Raw genomic sequence first — 8,790 nt, 5'->3', positions numbered from 1 at the left:
GAAACTGTCAAGCGGAATGACGATTTTTTTTTCGTTTTTTCTTATTTCTTCAGGGCTTTCCGTGCCCGCCTGCATTACGGTAAGGACTTGGGGTTGAAGTTATTTCGCCAGAGCGGAGTTTTAGGTCTTCTAAGACGAACGTGGTTTTGTTTTTGGCAACATTCGTAGATTGCACGGAAACAGCCTTTTTGCTTTCGTCGTAATCTCAGGTGCCGTCAGCGTGACAGTCCTCACGGAAGGCTACGCAAGCCAGATTGGAGCGGATTACTATGCCAAGGAAGTGTTCGGAAAGTAAGAACTAAATCTTCACCATACACAGCTTGCTTACTTTTTTCATCGAAATATCCCTAAATAGGCCGAATGTCGAATTTTTTTAATCAGCTTAAAAAATGCGTCCACTACCAGAAAAGCGCGCCTGTTTTGTCATGGCTGAAGGTAATAGGAATCCGACTGCGCTCGTTTCAGCCTTCGCAACACAGTTGCTCGGAGAATCGCTAAAAACCTGTCTCACAGTTTTTTCCGGCAAAGCCGTCGCTCCCTACTTGCGAACCTTCAGAAATGCCTTACTCAGTTTTGCTTTGCATTTATCAACTCAAAAATTTTTTTGCATTTTTAAAATGATTTTTTCGCTCACCCTTACTTCGGATTCTTGAGTTAATTACATTTATTGTACTATTAATTATATCATCTGTAGAACCTTTGCCAGCTCTTTCAATTCACCATCTTGAAAATATGAGCGACAGTTGAAAAGAAAGAAATTAGACCTTGGAATTTCAATCGGCAGGGAAATCCAAATGCAAAAGGAATGTGGAGTGCATATATTCAAAAGAAAAATTCAGTGTAATAGTATCAACAAAATAAACTGGATAAATTTGTGTGCCAGATAAAAAGTATAACACAGTTTCAAAGCTCCCGCTGGCTGCTACAAATGGACAATAAACGTACGCCTTCCGTTCTTTACAATCATCGGGCAGACAAAAATGCCGCTGCTGGGGCTGGAGTAGGGCTTTTTTACCAGCACCAGGTCTTCAAAGAAAATAGTTTCGTTTTCGTCTACAGAAAAATCAGCCAGCCATTCTCCTTTTTCTACACTGTAAATGCCCCAGAGGATTTTTTCTCCACCCCAAAGACCGAGTTTGCTTCTCCACAAAAAGGCGTGAGTTGCCCAGCCTTCCCTCCACTTTTTCTGCTCGTTTTCAACAAAGCTGACAGCCTCGTTCTTATCGATTGCGGCATAGACAAGGCCGAATATTCGTCACCGCGCTCGTAACTTGTGACAATATAAACGTATTCCCGCTTTAAACTGCAGGGACAGTGGGCTTTTTTACGGGTCTGCGGAAATCGTGAAAAATTCTATTCGGGCGAGTAAGATACAATTTTTAAGGCTTTCCTCGTATTTCTTCGGACGATTTTTCTTCATTCACTCTCCGATTTACTGAACAGGAATCTCCAGCCGCACTTCCGTTCCTGTGTCAGGGGAGCTGTTTACGGTAAGAGTGCCGTCCAAAAGTTTCGCGCGCATTTCCATTCCGCTCATGCCAAAGTGAGATGCTGCGTCGGCCGGAGTCAGCTGCTTTGTAGAATCGAAGCCCTGCCCGTCATCAAAAATCATAATGCGAATCAAGTCGCCAGCTTTCTGTTGCCCGCTTATCCGTCTGATTACAACACTAGTCTCGTCTGCCTTTGCGTGGGCCTGGACATTGTTCAAGGCTTCCTGAATAATGCGCAGGATATGGTGCTTTTGTTCGGTGGCAAAATCGTCCAGAGAAAGGTCTGGTGCAACAAAAAATTTGCATGGGATTTTACTCTGGGCGTAAAACTGCTCGCATAAATCATTGATGACAGTCTTAAAGGGAATGCTTGCAAGAGCGGGAACAGCAAGATTCTGAATTATGGCACGCAGCTCCTTCTGGTTTTTCTTTTCAAGACTGACAATTCTTTCGAGCTCAGAAAGAGTTTTTTCGTCAGTACATTTATCCTTCAGTTCCTTTTGTGAAAGCAGCAGAGCCTTTATGTTCTGGCTTACAGTATCGTGAAGTTCCTGACTGATGCGGCGGCGCTCTTCTTCCTGCACGGCAATTGTTTCTTCAATAAATTGGCGGTTATCCTTAAGATTTTTGCGGGATTTAATGTTGTGAATCAAAATCACCATAAGGATGATAAAGGCGGCAAAGGTAAGCACAACAAGAAAGATAAAAAATGAGGTGTAAAGACTGAGGGCGGAAGTTAAATCCTGCAAATCAAGCTCGGTCATTTACGAAGCCCCGAATAAATACCGTATGCGGCAAAGGTGCAGATAAAACGGTCTAAAAGCGTAATTGGAATGCGGGGTAAAAGATAGGACAAAAATACGCTGAAATTCATTTTCTGAAAGACGAGGGAAATGTTGTCGATTGCAGAAAAACCAGATGCTTTTTCAAAAAGCGGGCAGATAAAGGTGTCCAGTGCGCTTGCAGAAAATGAGCTTAGAAAGGTTGAGAAGAAAACGATTATCAGAAGGTAAAGAAGGGTGACGCGGCGGTTAAAATGAAACTCCTTTTTGTTGCGGCTGAAAAGCCAGCAGGCAATAACAATTAGAATTCCACATAAAGCGTATAAAAAATCATACAGGAAGATTTCGCTGCCGGTCATTGCGCAGCGGATAAGTGTCATAACCGGGTTAAAAAGGGTGGCTACGATGATTCCGGGAATCAGACCTGAATAAAAGGTGATTGCAACGGTAAAAATTGTGTCTAAAAAGGCCGGGAGTTTGAGGGCGGAGGCCAGCATTGCGCTTGCAATGTTCAATAAAAGGGCAAGGAGGCATAAAAACGCTGTGAATGCAAACTTGTTTGATTTCATAATCTTCCCATTTTTTCAAGAAACTGGAGTTTATTCTCTACTCCTGCCTTATCATATAAAATTGTCAGGTAATTTACGACAGTTTTTTCTGCAATTCCAAGGGCTGCGGCAACTTCAGCATTGGTATTGTGAATGGTCAGCGTGTCGGCGACGAGTTTTTCCTTTTTAGTGAAGGTCTGGGTGATGTCGCGTACTTCCAGAAGCCCGGTTACAAGCTCAGCCTGAATATATGTTCCGCCATTTGCCACCGAATTGATTGCCGCAAGCAGAATGGCTTCATCCGCCGTTTTTGAAACAAAGCCTTTTGCCCCCACGGCAGAACTTGTTGCGTGTTCAATAAAGCCTCCCGAATCGTGGCTGGAATAGGCAATGCAGGGAATCCCCAGAGCTGAAAATTCTTTGATGATGCCAAAACCGGAGTTTTCCATCTGCGAATCGGAAGACTTAAATGAAATATCAACGACCGCAAGAAATTCGTCTGCCTTAAGACTTCCTTTCTCAAACTGATTCTGGATTTCCTTACAGTCTTTAACGTTACTTGCCTGAAATTCTACCTTATAATCCGAATGATTTTCTATCCAGTTTTTAATTCCGTTCAGTAAGAGTGCGTGATCATCAACAAGAATTATGCTTTTTCTCATAGGCATAATTATACTATGAAAAAGGAATGGTTTTGTAGGGGAATTACTCCCAGAAATTTCGGGAGTAGAAAATCATCCTGCTAAAAAAAGAAAAAAACAAGGTGACTGTTCCGCGGAGAAAACTGAGTTCTTATAAAATCGGGAGTTAACTCCCGACAATCCTATTCCTAAATACTCAATACAATTCAAAAAGCTCTATGTAAAATAATTTTCAAAGAAATAAATCTTTATATTGTATCGAAGAGAAAATAAATGAGAAAAATTGACCGCAAAGATTTGGAAAGTTTTTTTGCTGTGGATGGTAATGCGCTGTTTGCAGCAGAGCCAAAACGTGTTAGGCGGACACGCCACCGGCGTGCTTGTGTTACAAGAACAAATTTTCTCGAAAAATGTTCAGTGTACACTGAATATAGGATTTAGTCGGAGGACGTTAAACTCGGAGGATATTTTATTATGAAAAAAATTTTATTGGCTTTAAGCCTTGCTATTGCAACGGCTTTCTCTTGTTTTGCTGCAACCCCTGACAAGTATTTTAAATACGATTTGTGTCCACTGGATATTCTTTCAAAAATTGGCATGAAAGGCGATTATGTTTATATCACAAACTTTTATGAAGACAAAATGGACGAGGACAACATAACAGAGGTAGAAATTCCAAAGGAAATAGAAGGTTTGTCTGTAATAGGAGCATGTATTAGCGGCAGTAGAAATATTACAAAGATTTCCATTCCAGAAAGTGTTTTGTATATCAATGCAAGTGAATATGATTTTTGGAACGATGATTCACTAAAATTAATTGAATATACTGGTACGGCGACAAAACCACTGTACTTTGAAGGCGGTAGAGCAGTTTTCATTGGCTCTGTTCCTCAAAAAGGAAGAAAAGTTGAATTGCAAAGTCTTATCGTCAAGAATTGCGGAGATAAATTTGAAATAAGCAAGGACTGGATTTTTGATAAAAATTATGCAAATGAATTTAAATATGATTTTCCATACTACACAACTCCGCTTTTTATAAATGATGATATAAAGGAACTTTCTTTTGAAAAAGGTGTGACTGTCGTATGGAATTTAAGTGAGGATAGGGGACATCCTCATATCGTTAAAATTGAAAAAATAATTTTACCTTCTACAATTAAAACAATTCCGTGCCAAGCATTCAAAAACTTGAAAAAACTAACAGAAGTAGTATTTCCTAAGAATGTAAAAATTGAATATCCAAATGAAGGTTGGAACAATGAAGCATTCCTTTATTGTCGCTCACTTGGATTAAAAGCAAAACAGGCTATCAAAGCTTCTGGTTACACTGGCGAATTCTAATTTTTAATTTAACCACTGTATTTTTCGTTGTTAAATGCAGTGGTTTTTAGAGCATAAGTTTATGAAAGAAGCAATAATCGGTGGAATCTTTGCTCTACTTGGTTCATTAGTCACTTTCTTAGGAACATATCTTTTCCTTTCTTCCAGATTGATTCGGAGCGGTTTTAGAACGGCAAATAAATATCCGGCATCATAAAACCTCCTGTTTTATACAAAACAATTCCTAAATTAATTATCCTTTACTATCAGTAAAATTAGCGTTGCCTTCGACTCCGCTCAGACACCAAAATTTGTTGCTCCGGTCGGTGAGCGGAGTCGAACCGAACCGAGCCGACTCACGGTTGTTGAGCGAAGTCGAAGCATGGGCACCGGGCATTTTCTACTAAGATTGCGATTATAGTTTTCTACCAGCAGGCATCAAACCGCTTATTTTTTGGCATTCCGTGTTTAAAATCCCTCTCTCTAGTCTTTTGCAGAGGATGAACAAACAGAGTATAAGCTGTATAACAGGCTCTGTACTCACCGTACTCTGCAACAAGAGGAATTCTTTTTTTAGTTTTAGTAAACTGTCCAAAAGTAAATACCATTCTTTTCTCATACTTTTCGGGATATGTAATAGTAACTTCATCTGCCCAGTAAAGAGTTCCTTCGATTTTAAACGAAACCGGAGCAAAGACAATTTCCTGTTTTTCAGGGTCATCACTGACTATTTCTAAAGAATAATACTTTGCCCACTCAAGAACTAAATCATGTGTTTCTTCATAAGTTCCATTAACGGATACTAAGCTAAAGCTGTCTGCCTCCATTGGGTCAACAGCAGGATGCAGCACTTGATTTGTTTTACAAGACGCAAAAAACAGGCATAATACCGCCGCAAAAGTTTTTACAATTTTATCCAAAATAGCATTTTTCATTTCAGAATTATCTCCTGTATCATATTTGAATAACACAGACCTTTGCTATATCTGTGTAAAATCAGAGTCAGAGCAGCGAGAAAAAGGATCAATTGAAGCATCTCTAGTATTTACTAATCATCCAGATAACCTTGCAAGCGGCTCTGCTTTTAGAAAAGCTTTTCCATAGGCCAGAGAAAGCCACCGAGGCCTGAATAATGAAGTTCTGTCATTCACGACAAAAAGGGCAAGGTCTATACTTCCGCTTCAGCCACAAATTAACTAACTAGCAACTATACAAGGAATTGAGTTTTTGGTCTTTTCTCTCCGTCCCTTATTGGTTGTTTCTTTCCGTCTCTACAAGGTTGATTCTTCCCGACTTTAACAGGAAAAGAGAGAGCGGAAAGAAATTGCCTATACATTCGGCCTTTACATTTCTTACCGTCAATACAGGCAAAATATAATTAATCAATCATATAACCCTTTGGGGAAATTTAATTCTACATTTATTTTGTCATTTATCAACCCTGAAAAAAAGAATAACAGTTTCTTGTAGTCGCCTATTGGAATCGAGTAAAAATCATCATTTACAATTATTATATTTTTACTGTGTCCCAGGGCAATTCTTTTTATTTTCTTGCTATCAGAAAAATTCACAACATATCTTACATTTACAAATCGATCTATGATTTTGACTTTTCTAATACTGCTTGACTGAGGTTCTGTAATTTTCTTGACTATTTCATTATTCAAATCATTCTGATTTTCATCTTCATCCCAATCCAAATCCAGCTCAAACTGCACATTATCATCAAAGTTAATCTCATAAGTCTTTTCTAATTTTCTTAAAAGTGAGCAAATTCGAAAATAATCGATATTTTTTATCAAATACTTTTTTTCAGTATTTTTAATATTTGCAATTCCAAGCGGTTCTAACGTGCATAAATCGTATGGCAGATAATCAATCCGCACTTGAACGGGATACACGATAAAACTGATGACAAATAATAAAATAAACACAAATCCAAAAATATACTTTTTTTCATTCTCAATCTCAAAGTTTTTTGCGCTTCCTACAAATCGCGATTTTTGGGAGGGGAATATTTTAATTTGTCACACAGATTTTGAAAAATCTAACGATTTTTATTTTTTACCATGCAGCTTTCTCCAATATTTTTATCAAATCGATATTCTTAAAATCAGCTTTTGTAAGAGAATGATAATTTATCAACATTTTTAAATTACCTAACCAGTTATCATCGTTTTCCTTGTCGGCTTCTTTCAAAGTTTTTTCTAAACACGGTAGCAAGATTTCTTTAGGAATTTTTTCAAGTAAAGACATTGCCTTTTCAGCACCAGGCCATGACAAATCCTGTAAAAGAGACAGTAAAACATCAATTGATTTGTATTGTTCATCAGTTCTTTTTCTTGCTATTATTTCAACCAAATTACCCATCATTTTTTTTGGCGCATCTTTTATCACGATATTAAAATCAAACTTTTCATTGTTGGAAAAGTATTTTATGGCCTCTTCTTGTAATCCTTTTTCATTATCCCAGCTTAAATCTTCCAATTTATTCATTTTTATTACTTCCTTACTTTTAGTGATATACTTTGTAAAATCTTGGTATATACATGAGGATTTTCATTCGCATGTTCACGAGTTGCCTGCAACTCCGGCATTTTTGACATATCAGTCGGAATTACAGCTACATGATTGGGACTGTCTTTCACAGCTACTAAAACGCCTGTAGCATTTACGGCTTCCATTGATGTAACTGTATAAGGCCCTCTATCCGGCTTTGTCAAAGTATAAGAAAGACCTGTCGAATCATCTCACGGTGTTCTAGGAGTTAGATTTGTTCCATTACCACTTCCTGTTCGATAAATAACAGTAAGTTCATTTTTGTTATTTTCTTTAGATCTTACAACAGAGCCGAAATCGACCTCACTTGCTACGTCGTTATATAAATCACAATGGATTTCAGGCGCTTTCTGGCTTAAAAAGCCGGTTTTAGCTCCAGAAAGACAAATCTCAGCTCAGGTTTTAAAATCCTCCGTTAAGAATTTTATCGGCGGAAAAGTTCCGTCCGCGAAAAATTTTAAACCCACTCGTCAGTTGATTCGGAGCGGTTTTAGAACGGCAAAAACTACGCTATATGTAGCGTAATCCTTAATTTTCCCCGGAAAAGGCGCTTTTTGTGGCGGGCTTTCCGGGGAAAAGTGAATTTTTGAGGTTGGCCTACAAATCGCGATTTGTAGGGGAAATCGGACCGCTGTCAAGAGTGTATTTTGTTAATAAACTTCAACATAAATCCTAATGGGCATACTAGGCAAAATGTAAGTAAAACTATCGCCAAATTTTTATTTTTGACAAGTTTTACCATAGCATTAATTATATTAGATAATCCACAGAATTTATTTATCAATAAAAAAATCACTGACATATAAATTATAGATACCAATATATTTATAACCAGAACTACAATATTTTTTAAGTAAGACTTCATAAACTACTCTGCAACTTTTCCTGCGACTTCTTGTCCAATGCCAATGAAAACTTTCTTTTGCTGCTCCACCATTGTTTTCTATTGGCAGTTCTCATAAAAACAGATGAATACGTACTGTAAAAAAATCCAACTAATATCTGTAGCAAGATACAGGAAGTGAAAAACCCGCTTCTTCTAATTTTTGCAGAACTTCAGTTGAAAATTCAAAAGAAAAAGCGTAACCATCATGCTCGTAAAAATTGACCTGAAAGTCAGCAATTTTTTCGATTGTTGAAAAATAATTTTGAAAATGTTTGTATATACTTAGCATTTCTACCAATATTTCATTATATCGATTTGATTCTTCATCAATAACAGTTACAATCAGACTTGAATTTCTGTTTTTCATTTTACTTTTCAAACCTTTTTTATTTATCGAATACTCTCCTTTTTTTGAGTATTCAACAACAGAAGACTTTATTTCCTTTAAAAAATATTCCCCGACCTCAGGTAGATTTGAATCTTCGGATATACACATAAATTCTATTTCAGATTTCATAATTCCCCTTATTTGATAATTATTAATGCGAAAATTTATAAAAAAAG

At 37.5% G+C, this 8,790-nt stretch carries 10 protein-coding genes; 3 read left to right on the top strand and 7 right to left on the bottom strand.

Going from position 1 to position 8,790, the window contains the following annotated elements:
• The first annotated feature begins 169 nt into the window (after positions 1–169).
• Positions 170–295: a hypothetical protein gene (locus JI65_RS17570; protein WP_277950599.1), complete on the top strand. Its 126-nt coding sequence runs from the start codon at positions 170–172 to the stop codon at positions 293–295.
• Between the two features lie 633 nt (positions 296–928).
• The gene (locus JI65_RS11890; protein WP_191016876.1) at positions 929–1,270 is read left to right on the top strand and encodes a hypothetical protein; all 342 of its coding nucleotides are present in this window, start codon (positions 929–931) and stop codon (positions 1,268–1,270) included.
• A gap of 162 nt (positions 1,271–1,432) precedes the next feature.
• On the opposite strand, the gene JI65_RS11885 is transcribed toward JI65_RS11890, so the two are convergent.
• Genes JI65_RS11885 through JI65_RS11875 form a run of 3 tightly spaced genes read right to left on the bottom strand, consistent with a single transcriptional unit; the run spans position 1,433 to position 3,482 of the window.
• Positions 1,433–2,254 (bottom strand): sensor histidine kinase, encoded by an 822-nt coding sequence (locus JI65_RS11885; protein ID WP_191016874.1) that lies wholly within the window; start codon positions 2,252–2,254, stop codon positions 1,433–1,435.
• Positions 2,251–2,841 carry a hypothetical protein gene (locus JI65_RS11880; protein WP_191016872.1) on the bottom strand — a complete coding sequence of 197 codons (591 nt, stop codon included), beginning with the start codon at positions 2,839–2,841 and terminating at the stop codon, positions 2,251–2,253. The genes JI65_RS11885 and JI65_RS11880 overlap by 4 nt, the downstream gene beginning before the upstream one ends.
• Positions 2,838–3,482 carry a LuxR C-terminal-related transcriptional regulator gene (locus JI65_RS11875; RefSeq protein ID WP_191016870.1) on the bottom strand — a complete coding sequence of 215 codons (645 nt, stop codon included), beginning with the start codon at positions 3,480–3,482 and terminating at the stop codon, positions 2,838–2,840. Before JI65_RS11875 ends, JI65_RS11880 begins: the two co-directional genes overlap by 4 nt.
• A 453-nt stretch (positions 3,483–3,935) precedes the next feature.
• On the opposite strand from JI65_RS11875, the gene JI65_RS11870 reads away from it, so the two are divergent.
• Entirely contained in the window at positions 3,936–4,802 is an 867-nt protein-coding gene (locus tag JI65_RS11870) for a leucine-rich repeat protein (protein WP_191016868.1), read from the top strand.
• Positions 4,803–5,206: 404 nt separating this feature from the next.
• On the opposite strand, the gene JI65_RS11865 is transcribed toward JI65_RS11870, so the two are convergent.
• The 4 genes from JI65_RS11865 to JI65_RS11850 all read right to left on the bottom strand — a co-directional run bounded on the left by JI65_RS11865 (position 5,207) and on the right by JI65_RS11850 (position 8,743).
• Positions 5,207–5,716 carry a hypothetical protein gene (locus JI65_RS11865; protein ID WP_191016866.1) on the bottom strand — a complete coding sequence of 170 codons (510 nt, stop codon included), beginning with the start codon at positions 5,714–5,716 and terminating at the stop codon, positions 5,207–5,209.
• Positions 5,717–6,163: 447 nt separating this feature from the next.
• Entirely contained in the window at positions 6,164–6,715 is a 552-nt protein-coding gene (locus tag JI65_RS11860) for a hypothetical protein (protein WP_191016864.1), read from the bottom strand.
• Positions 6,716–6,845: 130 nt separating this feature from the next.
• Complete coding sequence (locus tag JI65_RS11855) at positions 6,846–7,277, bottom strand: hypothetical protein (protein WP_191016861.1); 432 nt, start codon at positions 7,275–7,277, stop codon at positions 6,846–6,848.
• A gap of 1,058 nt (positions 7,278–8,335) precedes the next feature.
• Complete coding sequence (locus JI65_RS11850) at positions 8,336–8,743, bottom strand: hypothetical protein (RefSeq protein WP_191016858.1); 408 nt, start codon at positions 8,741–8,743, stop codon at positions 8,336–8,338.
• Positions 8,744–8,790 lie beyond the last annotated feature (47 nt).

Source organism: Treponema zioleckii, from assembly GCF_014737315.1.
Lineage (GTDB): Bacteria > Spirochaetota > Spirochaetia > Treponematales > Treponemataceae > Treponema_D > Treponema_D zioleckii.
Note: the sequence above shows the minus strand (reverse complement) of the source record. Positions and strands in the feature narration are given on the sequence as shown.

Bases quoted from the DNA above. Each gene is read 5' to 3' on its own strand.
- JI65_RS11890 (WP_191016876.1), top strand. From the start codon at position 929: ATGGACAATAAACGTACGCCTTCCGTTCTTTACAATCATCGGGCAGAC.
- JI65_RS11885 (WP_191016874.1), bottom strand. From the start codon at position 2,254: ATGACCGAGCTTGATTTGCAGGATTTAACTTCCGCCCTCAGTCTTTAC.
- JI65_RS11880 (WP_191016872.1), bottom strand. From the start codon at position 2,841: ATGAAATCAAACAAGTTTGCATTCACAGCGTTTTTATGCCTCCTTGCC.
- JI65_RS11875 (WP_191016870.1), bottom strand. From the start codon at position 3,482: ATGAGAAAAAGCATAATTCTTGTTGATGATCACGCACTCTTACTGAAC.
- JI65_RS11870 (WP_191016868.1), top strand. From the start codon at position 3,936: ATGAAAAAAATTTTATTGGCTTTAAGCCTTGCTATTGCAACGGCTTTC.
- JI65_RS11865 (WP_191016866.1), bottom strand. From the start codon at position 5,716: ATGAAAAATGCTATTTTGGATAAAATTGTAAAAACTTTTGCGGCGGTA.
- JI65_RS11855 (WP_191016861.1), bottom strand. From the start codon at position 7,277: ATGAATAAATTGGAAGATTTAAGCTGGGATAATGAAAAAGGATTACAA.
- JI65_RS11850 (WP_191016858.1), bottom strand. From the start codon at position 8,743: ATGAAATCTGAAATAGAATTTATGTGTATATCCGAAGATTCAAATCTA.